General features: G+C 47.8%; 15 protein-coding genes. 10 read left to right on the forward strand and 5 right to left on the reverse strand.

All coding sequences use genetic code 11. The features are described 5' to 3' along the window. Positions 1-122: 122 nt before the first annotated feature. From HPY81_06730 to HPY81_06745, 4 genes are all read left to right on the forward strand, one after another. Positions 123-737, forward strand: coding sequence for a hypothetical protein (locus HPY81_06730; GenBank protein NPV27134.1), 615 nt, complete (start codon positions 123-125; stop codon positions 735-737). 62 nt (positions 738-799) lie between these two features. Continuing rightward, a complete protein-coding gene (locus HPY81_06735; GenBank protein ID NPV27135.1) occupies positions 800-1003 on the forward strand; it encodes a hypothetical protein in 204 nt (67 codons plus the stop codon). Positions 1004-1075: 72 nt separating this feature from the next. Next, entirely contained in the window at positions 1076-1795 is a 720-nt protein-coding gene (locus HPY81_06740) for a hypothetical protein (protein ID NPV27136.1), read from the forward strand. Positions 1796-2117: 322 nt separating this feature from the next. After that, positions 2118-3170 (forward strand): PAS domain-containing protein, encoded by a 1053-nt coding sequence (locus HPY81_06745; protein NPV27137.1) that lies wholly within the window; start codon positions 2118-2120, stop codon positions 3168-3170. Positions 3171-3214: 44 nt separating this feature from the next. Here the strand turns inward: HPY81_06745 and HPY81_06750 are convergent, their stop codons facing one another. Then, positions 3215-3445, reverse strand: a complete 231-nt coding sequence (locus HPY81_06750; GenBank protein ID NPV27138.1) for a hypothetical protein — start codon at positions 3443-3445, stop codon at positions 3215-3217. A gap of 150 nt (positions 3446-3595) precedes the next feature. Here HPY81_06750 and HPY81_06755 point away from each other — a divergent pair, with 150 nt between their 5' ends. Genes HPY81_06755 through HPY81_06765 form a run of 3 tightly spaced genes read left to right on the forward strand, consistent with a single transcriptional unit; the run spans position 3596 to position 8099 of the window. Further along, positions 3596-5521 (forward strand): PrkA family serine protein kinase, encoded by a 1926-nt coding sequence (locus tag HPY81_06755; GenBank protein NPV27139.1) that lies wholly within the window; start codon positions 3596-3598, stop codon positions 5519-5521. A gap of 10 nt (positions 5522-5531) precedes the next feature. Continuing rightward, positions 5532-6701, forward strand: coding sequence for a sporulation protein YhbH (gene yhbH, locus HPY81_06760; GenBank protein NPV27140.1), 1170 nt, complete (start codon positions 5532-5534; stop codon positions 6699-6701). A gap of 15 nt (positions 6702-6716) precedes the next feature. Beyond that, positions 6717-8099 (forward strand): SpoVR family protein, encoded by a 1383-nt coding sequence (locus tag HPY81_06765; GenBank protein NPV27141.1) that lies wholly within the window; start codon positions 6717-6719, stop codon positions 8097-8099. 80 nt (positions 8100-8179) lie between these two features. On the opposite strand, the gene HPY81_06770 is transcribed toward HPY81_06765, so the two are convergent. Then, positions 8180-8419 carry a zinc ribbon domain-containing protein gene (locus HPY81_06770; GenBank protein NPV27142.1) on the reverse strand — a complete coding sequence of 80 codons (240 nt, stop codon included), beginning with the start codon at positions 8417-8419 and terminating at the stop codon, positions 8180-8182. Positions 8420-8572: 153 nt separating this feature from the next. After that, positions 8573-8770, reverse strand: coding sequence for a hypothetical protein (locus HPY81_06775; GenBank protein NPV27143.1), 198 nt, complete (start codon positions 8768-8770; stop codon positions 8573-8575). Between the two features lie 130 nt (positions 8771-8900). Between HPY81_06775 and HPY81_06780 the strand changes: the two genes are divergently transcribed. Further along, complete coding sequence (locus tag HPY81_06780; GenBank protein ID NPV27144.1) at positions 8901-9356, forward strand: hypothetical protein; 456 nt, start codon at positions 8901-8903, stop codon at positions 9354-9356. 16 nt (positions 9357-9372) lie between these two features. On the opposite strand, the gene dat is transcribed toward HPY81_06780, so the two are convergent. After that, on the reverse strand, positions 9373-10227 hold the full coding sequence (gene dat, locus HPY81_06785) for a D-amino-acid transaminase (GenBank protein ID NPV27145.1): 855 nt from the start codon (positions 10225-10227) through the stop codon (positions 9373-9375). 247 nt (positions 10228-10474) lie between these two features. On the opposite strand from dat, the gene HPY81_06790 reads away from it, so the two are divergent. Beyond that, a complete protein-coding gene (locus HPY81_06790; protein NPV27146.1) occupies positions 10475-12151 on the forward strand; it encodes a nucleoside kinase in 1677 nt (558 codons plus the stop codon). 210 nt (positions 12152-12361) lie between these two features. Further along, the gene (locus HPY81_06795; GenBank protein ID NPV27147.1) at positions 12362-13891 is read left to right on the forward strand and encodes a phosphoenolpyruvate carboxykinase (ATP); all 1530 of its coding nucleotides are present in this window, start codon (positions 12362-12364) and stop codon (positions 13889-13891) included. 35 nt (positions 13892-13926) lie between these two features. Here the strand turns inward: HPY81_06795 and HPY81_06800 are convergent, their stop codons facing one another. Beyond that, positions 13927-14835, reverse strand: coding sequence for a hypothetical protein (locus HPY81_06800; GenBank protein ID NPV27148.1), 909 nt, complete (start codon positions 14833-14835; stop codon positions 13927-13929). Positions 14836-14954: the final 119 nt, after the last annotated feature.

Genomic DNA, 14954 nt, shown 5'->3' on the forward strand with positions numbered 1-14954 from the left:
CGACGGAGTGTTCAACACACGCAACGGACAGCCAGCAAATCAGTCGTGTTGTGTCGAAAGCGCGCAGGAATATCGGCGGTTGCCAGCGAATGTATCTTTAAAAAACTGAGGAGTGAACAAATTTGTTAACGAAAATAAAACTTACTTTCCACAACCTGGGTTTGCGGAGCTGGATCGAGTGCGATCTGTGTTATAACTGCCCGCTCAGTCGGGCTAAAGGCTGTTGTACATATAATCCCACTTTCCATGTGGTAGATATCGCGTATATCGGAGCTAAACGGCCTGACTTGTTGCTACTCATTATCAATCGACCGCGGGTTTTAGTCGAAACTACCTGGATTTCGGTAAACTACCTGGATGATCCAATGGTCGGTCATCGCTGTCAGTTTAATACTGATACCGGCTGTTCACTGCCAGTAGAGTTCAGAGAATCAGTTTGCCGGCACTTTATTTGTCCAGGAATCAAAATGTGGGAGGAGGAATCCATAAGCCAGTGGGCGGGCTTCATCCAAGAACTTGAGACCACCGAGGCGGAGTTTAACCAGCACCTGCGCGAAAAGCTTAAGCAGGCCGGCGTCGACTTGCGGTCATCTTTTCTGAAAGCCACCGCAGTCCTGGTGAAGGAGTATAAAGAGGTCTTAAAAAAGATTGAAGAAGAGCGGTTTGCCGGATATCCCCGGCAGGAGCAGGTTATTCTCGAACGGGAAATCAGTTTATCTGAAAAATGGGTGGTCTAGTATTAATCGAATTGGTGGGTGGAAAATAGTACGAGTTGCTGAGATGGTGGAGGTGTTTTACTGTGCAGGCCGGCCGGGCGGTGATCCCAGAAGTGAAATTTTTACGGGCACTGGCGTGCCTGTGCGTGATTCTGATTCACGTTACGGCTACGCCGATTTACGTTACCAGTCAGGGGTCCCGCCAACTGCTGTTTTACGTTACTGCTAACCAGTTTAACCAAGTTGGCTTACTTTCGCGCTGCCTACTTGGAAGCGGTGGTCTTTAGGTAGTTGAGGATTGAAGTTTGACTTTGCCGTCAACACTAGTGAGGGAAGGTGTTACGAGAAGGAGAGGAAAGATGTCGCTGTTTGCTATTGCCGATCTCCATTTGTCATTCGCTAATCCCAAGCCAATGGATCTCTTCGGGGGACACTGGAAGGACCACGAACAGCGGATTAAAAATAACTGGAATCAAGTTGTTCGGCCAGCGGACGTTGTCCTGGTTTGTGGCGATCTCTCCTGGGCCATGAAGTTACCGGAAGCAATGGTTGACCTGCAGTGGTTGGCTGAACTTAATGGCTTGAAAGTGCTGATCAAGGGCAACCATGATTACTGGTGGCCGGACAGCATCAATCGGCTGCGGGCTCAACTTCCACCTTCGATTGTCGCGATCCATAATGATTATGTAGTGGTCGAGGGAGTGGCGGTCTGTGGGACGCGTGGCTGGGTTACTCCTGGCGATGACCTGTTCACCCCCCATGACGAAAAAATATACCGACGCGAACTTCTCCGCTTGGAGATGTCCTTGAGCCAGGCGCATCGGGCCGGCTACTCTGCGCCGGTGGTCATGCTCCACTACCCTCCGTTTAACAATCTGGGGCAGCCCAGTGGGTTTGTGGATCTCATGCAGACTTACCGGGTGACTACTTGTGTCTACGGACATTTACATGCAGAAGGCCAGGCTAAAGCAATCACTGGCCATATCAACGGGATTGACTATAAACTGGTAGCCTGTGACTTCACGGACTTCCGACCAGTTAGTTTGGACAATTCGGCCAACAGCCCGGGTAATTTTTAACCTGGCGATCCATAAAAATTTTTTATTATGTAGGAATCTTAGCAGGAAAAACAGAAAAATGTCGAATAATCATATATACATATATAAAAGAATACTATGTTAAGCAAAATATATTGACCGTTTCTTTGTAAAACTAGTCGAAGATTTTTTTGCAGAAAGGTACGTGACAGGTATGATGACTATGGATGGAAATGGAGCAGCATCTGTGCCTTTAATTCCCAGGAGAAAGCGGGCTCCCAATACATTATTTCAGGAAGCGCAGCCGCAGGACACCCGGTTATGCCAGTCAATGGTGGCTGCCATGGAGAGCAGGGGTATAACTTTGCAAAATCTCCTTAACCAGAGCGCCTTTGTTTTGGAGTCTATCCCCGAAGCTGTGGTAGGGATAGATGTTCACGAGAATATTATCATTTTTAATAAAGCGGCGGAACAGCTCTACGGAAAATCCGCGGCTGAAGTAATTGGCCGACGGTACAGTGATGTTTTTCATTTTTCTCGTCTGGAGGATTCATTGCTGCTACGAACTCTTTATGCGGGTGAAGAACTGCGCAGAAAAGAACTGACTTGGAGTTCTTTTTTACAGAAAGAAGTGTATTTTCTGTGCAGCACATCACGAATATTCGACGTTCAGGGGAAACTGATTGGCGCGATCATTTTGCTACAAGATTTGACCCTGCAGCGTAAATACGAGGACTCGATTGAACAGGCGAAATTGCTAGCGACAGTAAGTGAACTGGCGGCCGGCACCGCGCACGAAATCAGAAATCCATTAACCACGGTCAAAGGATTTCTCCAGCTTATGGCAGCTAAGCCAGACCGCGATCCCGATGAGCTGGAGTGGATTAAGCTCATGATTCAAGAGGTTGACCATGTTAACAGTGTGATCAGCAATTTCTTGCTTCTGTCGAAACCGAAACCCCAAGAAATCAAGGTGTTGGATCTAAATTTGTTGCTCCGGGATCTTTTACCGCTGGTTACCAACCAGTGTTTGCTTATGGACATTAGCCTTGAGACCGAGATCATGCTTCAGCCGGCCCTGGTTGAGGGTGATGCCAACCAGATCAAACAGGTTATATTAAACCTCGTGAACAATGCGCTCCAGGCCATGCCAGATGGCGGTAAGCTCTCGCTCAGCAGCCGGCTCTCACCAACGGAAAATTTTGTGGAGATTATGATCAAAGACACTGGCGTCGGTATTCCAACAGAAAACCTGGGTAAGCTTTTTATGCCTTTCTTCAGTACAAAACCAAACGGTACTGGTCTTGGGTTGACGATCGCCTGTCGGATTGTTCGGGATCTGGGAGGAAGAATTGAAGTCACCAGCGAAATAAATCAGGGGACGTGTTTTGTGATTAAGCTTCCCGTAATTTCTTAAAGGAAGCAAGAATAAGGTGGCCAGTGGTGGCTGCCTTTTTATTTTCACATCGCGAAGAAGCGAATCGCGAGATTGATAATTACACCGGTCAGAACAGCCAAAATCCAATGCTGGATGTTTTCCAGCTTTTTTTCAACTCGCTCAATCGCAATATTCTGCCGTTTCTGCCCTTCCTCAAGTTCACAGATTTTTTCATCCATCACGGCCAGTTTTATTTTCATTTCTTCTAATTCCAACTTAATCACCCCCGGTGCATTATATGAAAAGTTTTCCAATAATGTCACCTCTTAATTCAAACCAGTAGCCAGGTGCAAAAATTGGGTATAGGAGCATATAAATAGATAACTACAATTTGTAGGAATCTTCTATCGAGATTGTCAGCCTAATCTCGACCCTGGATTGGTGAGGAGAGGGGAGGCTATCTAATGGCAGCTGATTTTACAAAATTGATCAAGGGTGATCGGGCCCAACGAAAACATGAGCATTGGGAGGGGACTTTTCTTGATTATCTGGTGATAGTCAAGGAAAATCCCAGTGTAACGATGTTGGCCCACCAGCGTATTTATGAACTGATTACCCGACCGGGTGTCGAGGTGATCAGAACTGAGGAAAACCCTCGTCTGAGAAGAATTTTCGGCAACGAGGTAATTCGTCGTTATAAATTCTTCCAGGATGACTTTTTCGGGATTGACAGAACCATCATGGAGATTGTCCGGTACTTCCATTCGGCGGCAATGAAGGGAGAAGAGTCCCGCCAGGTGCTGTACCTGGTGGGACCAGTGGGCTCAGGGAAATCTTCCCTCATGGAAAGCCTGAAAAGAGCTCTCGAAGCCAGCCCCCCAATCTTTGCGCTCAAGGGTTGTCCGATGCGGGAAGAGCCACTCCATTTAGTACCGAAACACCTAAGAAAAGAGTTTGAAGATCTGCTTAAAGTAAAAATTGAGGGTGATCTGTGCCCGCACTGTCGTTACCGTTTGGTTAATGATTACCGCGGCGAGTACGAAAACTTCCCCGTGGAGACGGTCGATTTTTCAATTCGTTCCCGGAAGGGGATCGCGGTCGTGCCGCCCGTTGACCCGAATAACCAGGACACTTCGGTGCTGATTGGTTCGGTGGACATCTCAAAGATGGATCTCTATCCCGAACATGATCCCCGGGTGCTGTCGCTTAATGGTGCTTTTAACGTTGGTAACCGGGGAATTGTGGAGTTCATTGAAGTGTTTAAGAACGATGTGGAATACCTGCACGCGATTATCACTGCGACCCAGGAGAAGTCGATTCCTTCGCCAGGTAAAGGGCCGATGATTTATTTTGATGGCGTGATTCTTGCTCACTCCAATGAAGCGGAATGGAACAAGTTTAAGGCCGACCATACCAATGAAGCCATTCTTGACCGGATTGTGAAGATTGAAGTGCCCTACTGCCTGGAACTGAATGAAGAGATCAAGATCTACGAGAAGATCTTGCGGCAGAGTAAATTTGCTGCCCATATTGCTCCCCATACCATTGAAGTGGCTTCAATGTTTGCTATTTTAACCCGCCTGGCACCTTCAAATAAGGCAGACCCATTAACCAAGCTGAAGATCTATAATGGCGAAGAGATTGTGGAGAAGGGGGCCACCAAAAAGATCGACATTCACGAACTGCGGCAGGAAGCTCCCCGTGAGGGCATGACCGGCATCTCCACCCGTTTTGTGATGAAGGCGATCGATAACGCTTTTTCCGAATCAGAAAACGATTGCATTAGCCCGATCCTCGTGCTCGAGTCTCTGATTAAGTCAGTCCGGGGCTTAACTGTTTCCGATGATGAAAAGAAATGTTATCTGGGATTCCTCCAGGATACGATTCGTAAGGAATATAACCGGATTCTGGAGAAGGAGGTTACCCGGGCTTTTATACACGGGTACAAGGAACAAGCAGAGACCCTGTTTAATAACTATCTGGACCATGCGGAAGCCTTTGTGAATAAGACCAAAATCAAGGACCGCAATACCGGCGAAGAACTGGAACCAGATGAAAAGTTCTTGCAGTCTATTGAAGAACAGATCGGCATCACCGGCACGGCGGCCAAGGGTTTCCGCCAGGATGTGACCGCATACATGTTTGCCATGCTGCGTAATGGCGCGATGATTGACTACACCAGTTATGAACCACTGAAAGAGGCGATCGAGAAAAAACTTACTGCTTCGGTAAAAGAACTGTCCCGCGTGATTACCCAGGCCAAGGTCCGGGATAAAGAGCAGAGCAAGAAGTACGAAGCGATGGTGGAGGAAATGAAGCGTAACGGGTACTGTGACCACTGCTGTAATGTGGTTCTGAAATATGCGGCCAATAACCTCTGGAAGGATTAGGGTGGATGAGATGACTGTTTTTCGAGAATTTTCAGGTCAAGGACGTGACCGGTCGGCTGAAGATCGACGGCGGCACAGGCAGTTGGTGGAAGACTCGATCAAGAAGAACATTGGCCAGATCATTGCCGAAGAGAGCATTATCGGCCAGAGTAAAGATAAGAAGATCAAGATCCCGATCCGGGGGCTGAAAGAATACCAGTTTATCTACGGAGACAATAAGCCTGGCGTAGGAACAGGGGCGGGTGACGAACAGCGAGGTCAACGAATTGGTCGTGACCGGGTGCAAGAAGGGCAAACCGGTTCCCAGCCGGGAAAAGAAGAGGGAGAAGACATCTACGAAACCGAGGTCACTATCGAGGAACTGATCAACTATCTATTTGAAGACCTGCAGCTACCTTACATGGAACGCAAGAAACTAGCGGAGATCGTGGCAGTGACCAGTTTTAAACGGTCGGGTTACCAGCGTAAAGGAATCCTACCCCGTCTGGCTAAACGCCGTACGGTGGTAGAAAAAATAAAAAGAAAACAGGCCACTAAACGTCTTTTAGATGAGCATGGAGAAGAGTGGGAAGAGCGCCGGTTCCCGTTTAAGGAGGATGATCTGCGCTTTCACCGGATGAAGGCGGAATTCAGAAAGGAATCTAACGCGGTCGTACTATGTATCATGGATACTTCTGGCTCAATGGATCAAACCAAGAAATATCTGGCCAGAAGCTTTTTCTTCTTATTGTATCAATTCGTCCGCCTTCGGTACCAGCACGTGGAGGTTGTCTTTGTGGCGCACTCGACGGAAGCCAAAGAGGTCAACGAGGATGAATTTTTCCATCGGGGAGAGTCAGGCGGAACAATGATCAGCAGCGGTTATCAAAAAGCTTTGGATATTATTGAAGAGAGATATAACCCGGAAATCTGGAACATTTACGCCTTCCACTGCAGCGATGGGGAGAACTGGCCAGAAGATAACGAAAAGGCGGTCCGGTTGGCCAATCACCTTTGCGAAGTTTGTAATCTGTTTGGTTATGGAGAAATTGTGACATCCTGGAGCCCTCAGAATACCATGCGGAGCGAGTTTGAAACTAAGGTCAAGCACCGGAATTACTGTTGTGTAACTTTTTCCGCCAAGGAAGATGTCTGGCCGGCTTTTCGACAGTTGCTCAAGGTGGAAGCAGACCAGGAGTGAACTGGGGGTGGAAGCATGAATGATTATACCTTAAAAGATCTGGTCGAGTGGAACGAGCGAATCGAAGCCATCGCCCGGGCTGCCGGTCTGGACTACTACGAGCAGGAATTTGAGATTTGTGATTATGAGGATATGCTCTGTTATGAAGCCTATGTTGGAATGCCTTCGCGCTATCCCCACTGGAGTTTTGGGAAAGCCTATGACCGTTTGAGTACCTTTTATAAGTACAATCTGGTCGGTTTACCTTACGAAATGGTGATCAATTCGAACCCCTGTCTGGCCTATCTGATGAAGGACAACAGTCTGTTGCTGCAAATCTTAACCATGGCCCACGTGTACGGACACAACGACTTTTTCAAGAACAACCGGCTGTTCAAGCAGGGTACCCGGGCGGAATACACCGTGGAAATGTTCAAGAATCACGCCGACCGGGTTCGCAGCTACATTTATGACCCCAGTATTGGCTACCAGCGGGTAGAAAGGGTGCTGGACGCAGCCCATGCTTTGCGCTGGCAGACCACCCGGGTGATTGGCGAAAAGAGAATCAGCCACGAGGAAAAGAAAAAAAGAATCCTGGAGCGTTACAACCAGACCAGGAAAGAACACGAGTGGTTATTTCCAGACCAGGAGGAGCTGCTACCCGATCTGAACAAGATTCCCCTGGAGCCTGATGAGGACTTGCTGTCTTTTATCGTTGAGTTTGGTCAATTACAGGCATGGGAAAAAGATTTGATCAATATTGTGATTGAAGAGACTAAATACTTTCTACCGCAGGTAGAAACCAAAATCATGAACGAAGGTTGGGCCAGTTACTGGCACCACCGGATCTTGAACCAGCTTGGGTTACCACCTGGCCTGCACCTGGAATTTCTTACCCGTCACAACCTGATCATTCGGCCAGTCACCGGCGCGGTCAATCCTTATCAAATTGGCTTCAAGATCTTCGAGGACCTGGTCAGGCGATTCTCTGATGACCCCAAGAAAATCTTCGAGGTCCGCACCCTGGAACGGGATCAGTCTTTTTTACGCCGTTACCTAACCCATGAACTCTGTCAGGAGTTAAATCTGTTCGAGTTTCGCAAAAAGGGTCGAGATTATCTGATTACGGAAATAGCTGATGAAGAGGGGTGGAAAAAAATCCGTGACAGTCTGGCTCAGGCAGTCGGGCTAGGCAATGTGCCGGTGATTAAAGTGGTAGATGTATCGAATAAAGACCGGTCGTTAATTCTCCAGCACGAATATGATGGGCGGGAATTAGAACTCACGTATGCCAGTGAAACCCTGAAGTATTTGGTTAATCTATGGGGGGCTAGGGTGACCCTGTATACCCGGCTGGGTCAGTCCGAAAAGATGCTCGTCTGCAACGAAGACTTGGTGACGGTCGGTCAGCGGAATTGAAGTCGTTATCAACAGGCCCAATAAGTATCAGAAGGGGCAGCTTAATGGCCACCCCTTCTATGCTATTTGTTTCCTTTTCATTAGGCAAGTCCTTCGCTCTTTTCCTTATCTTTGCGCTTGTAATAATCTTCAACCATCTTTTTCCCGCTCCAGTCGCCACCTTTTAATTCCCCGGCTCCCTTGAGTAGAACCGAGCCCCCTGTGATGAGGCGTTTTATGTGGCCAGAGCAAGTAGGACATTCCTGGAGAACGGGATCACTAATCCGCTGAAATTTTTCAAAGCGGCCACACTTTGGACACTCATAGGTGTATGTTGGCAAGTCTGATCCCTCCCTTCACCCAAATTATAAACTTCAGATCCTGGACGTTGTCAACTACCGGGAGAAATCTGTGGTGGTTTGCTATAATCGCACAGTTTATAAATCCCTGGGATTTTTGTCTTAGATCGTGTAAAATTACATATATGGCTAGCTTCACCTGCTGGCCTCGGACAAAGGGATGAGACACATCACGCTGATGGGAATTTCTTCAGCTTTTGCTTTGGCGATGAGGTCTTTGGCGGTCTGAGCATCGGTTTCGATTTCTTTCCCTCCAGCTAATTGCAGATAATATCTGTTGTTAGCCTTGTTGATTATGACTCCAATCACGAAAACCTCATCCAGGCTGTCCATGCCTGATTCGCCTCCTGAAGTGTATTATTTCCTTATTATAGCTTCGGCAAACTTGGCGCAAAACCTGCTGCCCTTAAGTCATGTTTTCGATTCATTAAGTTTAAATAAAAACTTGAGGAGCTGATGTTTAGTGCCCAACTATGAAACCCCGTTTCAGTTGAAGTTTCTCAGAGAAGAAAAACACCTGATTAAACCAAAGTTGTCTGTGCGGGTCCAGTCCCAGATGTTGTTTGATGTCCTGTTCCAGTATACCAAGGATGAAGCGGAAGAGGTACGGTTAAAGGAGTTTATCGACCGTATCCGGAACACTGAAGATGGTATTTACGGAAATGGGCCTTTCTCCGTTCCTTTGGCGGAGCTTGCTTATCTGGAAGAGGGCTGTAAGGAACTGGAGTTAATGGGCTGGGTAGAAGTGCCAGTTTTTGTTTTTGAACTGGTGGTGAATTCCTCGGGAGAGGAAAACGATGAGCCGGGGCCAGATAAAGGGGCGATAACTGATCTGCTAGCTGAAATGTTCCTATACAATTTTTCGCCAGTGCCGAATCAGATTTATGTTTATCCGAAGACCCTGGCGATGTGGGTTTAATGCTCTTGTTTTTTGCCTACGAAAGTTCTGCAGCTACGCGTTTTCGATAATACGCTAGCAGTTTTCGGGTGACCTTTCCTGGTCGACCATCAGCGACTGCCCGATTGTCAATTCTGACTACGGGCACAATCTCTTGGATCGAACTGGTGATAAAGACCTCTTCAGCACAACGCAAGTCGTCAATGGTAAAAAAGTCTTCACGGACAGCCAGGTTTTGCTCCCTGGCAATGTCCAGAACATATTGACGGGTTATCCCAGCCAAAATGTGGTGATCGGCGGGGTGAGTAAAGATGGTCCCGTCGATCACCGCGAACACATTACTGGATGCCGCTTCGGTGACAATCCCGTTGTTACGAACGAAAATGGCTTCGTCGGCACCAGCTTCTCTGGCCTGGTGCTTGGCCAGGATGTTAGCTATTAAAGAAATAGTTTTAATATGGCACTTGTCCCAGCGTCCGTCGGGTACGGTGATAACGGAGATGCCGTCGTCCCACAGACTGGAGGGCAAATCCGGTAAGTGGCGGATTGTAACCAGCAGATTAGGTTTTAAATCCAGCGGGAAGATATGCTTGCGCGGTAACGTTCCTCGGGTGATCTGGATATACATCATGGCTTCGGAGAGAGCGCTCTGCCGGTAAATGTCGAGCAAGAGTTGTTCCAGTTCTGCGGGCTGATAGGGGAGGGGAATATACACCTCTTTTGCGCTCCGAAATAAACGTTCCAGGTGCTGATGGAGGGCAAAAAGTTTCCCCTGGTAGGCACGAATTACTTCGTAGATACCATCCCCGAACTGATAGCCGCGGTCATCAATTGAAACCCGAGCGGAAGTAAAGTCTGTTACTTCACCGTTAAAATAAACTAGTTCTGGCAACCCAGTCACTCTCCCTTATGCTTGTTGACTTCCTCTTAACAGTGATTATAACCGAAAATTTTCCTCAACGCAAAGTTAAGGTTGATAATGATAATCTGCCGGTCCCACCCGGGATTTTAAGAGAAACTGCTAGCCTGATAAGGAGAAAGGTGTCGGTGAAACAGGAATTCAATCATTAACGTCTAAGTTATTCATACAGTTATATGTGGAGGAAATTGAAGTTACTTAAAGATAGACAGGGGGGAGAATGTTGACCGAAAACATGGCGACTATTAAGATTACCGGCCTGAGGGATACGACGGTAGAAGTACCCAAGGGAACTTCGCTGCTCGAACTCAGCCGACAGTTTCAACCTGCGTATTCTTCTCCGATCGTGGCGGCGATTGTTGATAACCATATCCGAGAATTGTCATATTCGCTCAACCAAGACTGTCAAGTCGAGTGGCTGGACTTGAGCACGGAAGATGGGCTGCGGGTTTACCGTCGCAGCCTGTCCTTTGTCTTGATCAAGGCTTGTCGGGACTTGTTCCCTGATGGCTGTTTGAACATCCATCACTCGCTCGGTAATGGGCTTTATTGCGAACTGCGGCGCGATTACCCGACCGATGAGGCAGTGGTTCGGCGGATTGAGGCGCAGATGCGCGAAATTGTAGCGGCTGACCTTCCATTTATTAAACAGACTCTCCCTAAACAGACAGCAATCGAGCTGTTCGAGCGGGAAGGACAGCCAGATAAGGCCCGCCTGCTTAAGTACCGGGAGGTAGATACGGTCAATGTCTACAGTCTGGCGGGTTTACATGACTATTTCTACGGACACATGGTCCCGAGTACTGGTTATCTGCAAAAGTTCGCTCTCCTGTTTTATCCGCCCGGGATGATCTTGCAGACACCGGAAAAAGAAAACCCGAATAAAGTGAGACCATACGTTGAGCAGCCGAAGTTGTCCAAGGTTTTTCGGGAAGCGGAACAGTGGGCGGATATTCTTGAGGTAACAGATGTGGGTGCCCTGAACGACGTGATCGCTGCGGGTAAAATCGGCGAGCTGATCCGCATCGCGGAGGCGCTCCACGAAAAAAAATTAGCCCAGATCGCCGATGAGATTACCGCGCGAGAAGCCCAACTTCGGCTCATCCTCATCGCTGGGCCATCTTCGTCCGGCAAAACAACCTTTGCTCAGCGGCTATCTATCCAACTGAGGGTCAACGGGCTCCGGCCGGTTTCAATTTCGCTGGATGACTATTTTGTTAACCGTGAATTGACACCCAAGGATGAAAATGGCAACTATGATTTTGAAGCCCTTGATGCCATCGATATTCCCCTATTTAATCAACAATTAACAAAATTAATCCAGGGTGAGGAAGTGGAACTACCGGTCTATAATTTTCGGACTGGACGGCGCGAGTACAACGGACGGCGAATTCGCATTAGTTCTAAACAGCCCATTATTATCGAAGGGATTCATGGATTGAACGACCGCTTGACAGAAGCCATCTCTCGGGATAACAAGTTTAAAATTTATGTAAGTGCCCTGACCCAACTAAATATTGATAGTCATAACCGTATTCCTACCACGGATACGCGAATTATTAGACGGATTGTCCGTGACCACCAGTTTCGCGGGCACAGCGCCCTGAAAACGATCTGGCAGTGGCCTTCAGTCCGACGGGGGGAAGAGCGAAATATCTTTCCCTTCCAGGAAGAGGCCGATGTAATGTTTAACTCGTCTTTGATTTACGAGTTAGCTGTACTGCGAAAATATGCTGAACCGCTTTTGCGGGAGATCGAGCCTACGGTGCCAGAGTTTGTGGAGGCTAGACGTCTGCTCAAGTTCTTGAGTTATTTCCTGCCGGTATCGGATGAAGAGGTTCCGTCTAATTCAATCCTGCGTGAATTTATTGGCGGAAGCTGTTTTTATCAAGTATGAAAAGGAAAAGCAAAAATTGTCCATAAAAGTTCAAAAAGCTGGCCGGTTCAGTTATAAAATAATCGAAAGGCAAAAAATTTCTATTTTTAGTTTAACTGCTGGAAGGATTTTTACTGGAAAATGCGTATATGGTAGTGGGTAGGAAATTTCCTGGCGGTTGGAAATTTCTTATCGTGGTTTCAGCATTAAACATATTTGGAGGTATTACCAATGAACAAATATCGGCCAGAGATCAGAGCGAAGCAGATGTGGACAAATCCGTCGTATGAACAACTTCGACAGTGGGCAAGCCATGAAGAGCGCACCACCCAGTACGGCAGTGCCAGTTATGTGACCAAGGTCAGAAATCGAAGTGCCAAGTTAACGTATATCATTGAAGATGGCGTGAAGCTGGGGGTCAAACAGTCGCCGATCAGCCCAGCCAGGGCCCTGGAACTAATTGGCCAAGTTGTAGATTACCTGAAAGATAGAGAAGTGATCTGTTTGGACCGCACCCTGGGGCAAAATCCCCAGAGCCAATTGGCATGTCGCCTGTACATCACGAAGGAATACGCCCGCATTCCTTTTATGTGGTACAATAGCCTATTTCCACCGCTTCCTGGAAAGGAGCCTGACCTGATTAGTGTTTACGTGCCAGAATGGCCGGAACGGATCATCTTTACTAATCCTGAGGCTGGGGTGACCTATATCCTGGGAACGGATTATTTCGGTGAATGCAAGAAGTCGTTTTTGCGGATGGCGATGTATGTGGCCAAGAAACGCGGCTGGCTGGGTTTTAACGCTGGCAGTAAACTGCTCCGGATCAAGAACTCAGCCGGACAATTAGAAGATGTTGGGTTTATCATGTTTGGCTTAAGCGGCACGGGAAAGACTACCCTAACGATTCACAACCATGGCTTATCTGGAGAAGAGGGGGTAGTCATCAGGCAAGATGATGTAGTCCTGATGAATGAGGCCGGCTTCTGTTACGGTACGGAAAATGGTTTCTATATCAAGACCGAAGGATTAGATGAATCGCAAAAGGTGCTTTACGAGGCGGCGACAAGTCCGACGGCTATTTTTGAGAACGTGAAGGTAGAGCCGGATGGCCGGATCGACTTCGCTAATTCTGAATTGACCTCCAATGGACGCGGTATGCTCTTGCGTTCTTCCGTAAAAAATACGGATGACACCATAGATTTACCGAAGGCCCATAAGATTATTTTTATCACCCGGCGCAAAGACACGGTACCAGTAGTGGCCAAACTAAACCCGGCCCAGGCGGCTGCTTTTTTCATGCTCGGCGAATCTATTGAGACCTCAGCAGGAGATCCGACCAAGGCAGGTCAGTCGAAACGTGAAGTCGGTACCAATCCATTTATTGTCGGACCCGAGTTTGAAGAGGGAAACCGCTTCCTGTCTATTCTGAAGGCCAACCCTGATATTGAATGTTTCCTGCTCAATACCGGGAGCGTGGGGGCGAAAGACGGTTTCGAGGGAGAGAAAATCACGATCAAAGTTTCGACGGAGATCATGAAGCAGATTGCTAAAGGAGGCATTTATTGGCAGACTGACCCGGACTGGGGCTACTTGGTGCCAAGTGCCGTTGCAGGACTGGATCTTACTAAGTACGATCCACGGCAGTACTACAGCGAGGCAGAATATCAGGAACTGGTAAACAATTTGCGGCGAGAGCGGATCGAATGGCTGGCCCAGTTTCCCGGCTTGGAACCAGAAATTGTGGCGGCAATAAAGCAATAAAAAATAATAAAAAAATAAAGTTAAAAATGGAGACCCTAGCGGGTTTCCATTTTTCCCTTCATCAGTTTATTAGAAAGTTCACCGAGCTGGGTAGACATGCCAGCGACATGTTGGCTGGTCGCAGAAATTTCGCGGATGGTGTTCGCTTGTTCCACAATAAGCCGTTTAGCGTCTTCAATTTTGTCCCGCATGGAATCGATGGTTTGTTGTACCGTCCGCAGAATTGTGGTAATCTGTTTGGCTGAATCGGCGCTATGTACGGCCAGCTTACGGACTTCATCAGCCACCACCCCGAACCCCCGCCCCTGTTCGCCGACTCGGGCGGCCTCAATAGCGGCATTTAAGCCCAGCAGGTTGGTCTGACTGGCTACGTTTTGAATAAACTTAACGACCTGATCGGTTTCTTTAACCTGCTGCACCGCGGTAGCGGAAAATGTGGCCAGTTGTTGGGCGACCTCGGCGAGGTGTTCGGCCTGGGTGGCGATTTGGGCAATGCTGGCGGCCAGTTGCTGAGAGACGGCACTCAGGTTCTCGGCTGATTCCCGGATCGCGACTTCTCGTTCAACGGTTTCGGTAATCGTCAAACAACCAATTGGTTTGTTATTTTCGTCACAGATGGGGATGGCAGTCGCCAAGTAGGGGATACCAAAGAGGGAGTTTTCCCGGGTGAATTCTTGCACGACCCGTGTGTTCTTCTGCATACATTCGTAGCTGGCTGTCCCTTTTAAGACGCGCTGACCCGGCTTCCGTTTCAGGTCGAGCGTCTTAGAGGGACAGTAGACCCTGATTGTCTCTCCTTCGAAGACAAAGATTCCCAGGTCGGCGGTTGACATTATCGGAATATAAGGTGCGATAGCAACAAAACATTCCAGAAGATCTTTACCGTATTTTTTTGCGTTCCCGAAATCAGGAATTGCTGCCTCATTTTTGTTCATGTTATTCATCCCCTTGATAAAATAATGACTAGTAGGAATATTTCGACTAAAAAAAGTAAAATCCTGCAATTATATGGTTAATCTTGACAGAAACTATTGCTGTCAGAAGTTATATTTGGACTAACGTC

Source organism: Bacillota bacterium, from assembly GCA_013178045.1.
In the GTDB taxonomy this organism is placed as follows: Bacteria; Bacillota; Ch66; order Ch66; family Ch66; genus Ch66.

Coding starts and splice junctions, on each gene's coding strand:
- HPY81_06740 (NPV27136.1), top strand. CDS start 1,076: ATGTCGCTGTTTGCTATTGCCGATCTCCATTTGTCATTCGCTAATCCC.
- HPY81_06755 (NPV27139.1), top strand. CDS start 3,596: ATGGCAGCTGATTTTACAAAATTGATCAAGGGTGATCGGGCCCAACGA.
- yhbH (NPV27140.1), top strand. CDS start 5,532: ATGACTGTTTTTCGAGAATTTTCAGGTCAAGGACGTGACCGGTCGGCT.
- HPY81_06765 (NPV27141.1), top strand. CDS start 6,717: ATGAATGATTATACCTTAAAAGATCTGGTCGAGTGGAACGAGCGAATC.
- HPY81_06775 (NPV27143.1), bottom strand. CDS start 8,770: ATGGACAGCCTGGATGAGGTTTTCGTGATTGGAGTCATAATCAACAAG.
- HPY81_06790 (NPV27146.1), top strand. CDS start 10,475: ATGTTGACCGAAAACATGGCGACTATTAAGATTACCGGCCTGAGGGAT.
- HPY81_06795 (NPV27147.1), top strand. CDS start 12,362: ATGAACAAATATCGGCCAGAGATCAGAGCGAAGCAGATGTGGACAAAT.
- HPY81_06800 (NPV27148.1), bottom strand. CDS start 14,835: ATGAATAACATGAACAAAAATGAGGCAGCAATTCCTGATTTCGGGAAC.